Annotated in this window: 1 protein-coding gene; it reads right to left on the bottom strand. The window is 39.2% G+C overall.

Going from position 1 to position 1047, the window contains the following annotated elements:
* Positions 1–139: 139 nt before the first annotated feature.
* On the bottom strand, positions 140–709 hold the full coding sequence (locus A1QC_RS05075) for an HNH endonuclease (protein ID WP_017024767.1): 570 nt from the start codon (positions 707–709) through the stop codon (positions 140–142).
* Positions 710–1047 lie beyond the last annotated feature (338 nt).

Here is a 1047-nt window from a genome sequence, read left to right on the forward strand (position 1 = left end):
CAGTGGGAGTCATACCAACGCCTCGTTAAGCGGCGAAAAATAGTTGGCTATAATTTGTGAGGCACGAACAAAGCCAACTGTTTTTTGTCCGTTTAAACGACTTGTATGGGAAATTAACTATTGACACCATAGCCCCTTGTTAACTAGCGATCATCGCCTTTATCTCAGCAACAGAATAAGGAGGATTTTTTTTGTGAGCAACCGAATGACAATTTGAACACAAAGGAACCAAGTCTTTCTCGGGATTAACCGTATAACCTTTCTTTAAAGTTGAAATAGGAATTATATGATGAACTTCGATGTAGCCTTTTGCAGCTTGACCATACACTTTATTAAAATTGAAACCACAAGCCTGGCAAATAGCACCAAAAATTGAAATGCACTTTTTACGAGCTTCAGGGTTCCGCTCATAAGAGTTAACTAACCGAACTTGGGTTGCACCCTCGATGTAATTGTCATTAGAATTTATTTCATCTAAATTTTGATTTGATTCATTTAATAAAGAAATAATATTGTCTTCGTTAACATTGTATTTAGCTAAGACTCCTTTGTGTTCTTTTTTTACTCCATAACTATGGAGTATTTCCATAGTCTTGAATCCACCACCTCTTTTAGGGGCATCAATATGTAGTATATTTTCTTGTATATATCTGTGGCTTTCTTTATCCACTAGATATGCTTTAAGAACATCGAAGTCAATTTTATTCACAAAGCTTCCTTAAGCTAGTTAACGCCGCGTTAAGTGGTGAGCAACGCAAACCACCCTACCTAAACCATTGTGACATAAACACTTAACCCAAAGTAAGCCGAAAGTGCCAAGCGTTGGGAATCCGTCTTAAACGCTTTGTATGGGAAATTAACTCTGCTTTTGGGTAATGTGAGACCCGGGCCTAAGCTGCAACTTAGGCTTTCTATGCAGTAGTTCGATTAAACGTAGGCTCCTCTATCGAGAGACCGATAACAAGAACAAACGCTGCATAGGACTCCGAGCAAAAGACTCGAATAGCCCACTGGGTCTCGAACCCGCATTACGCAAGCATGAGTTAG

This window comes from Vibrio rumoiensis 1S-45, from assembly GCF_000286955.2.
Taxonomy (GTDB): domain Bacteria; phylum Pseudomonadota; class Gammaproteobacteria; order Enterobacterales; family Vibrionaceae; genus Vibrio; species Vibrio rumoiensis_A.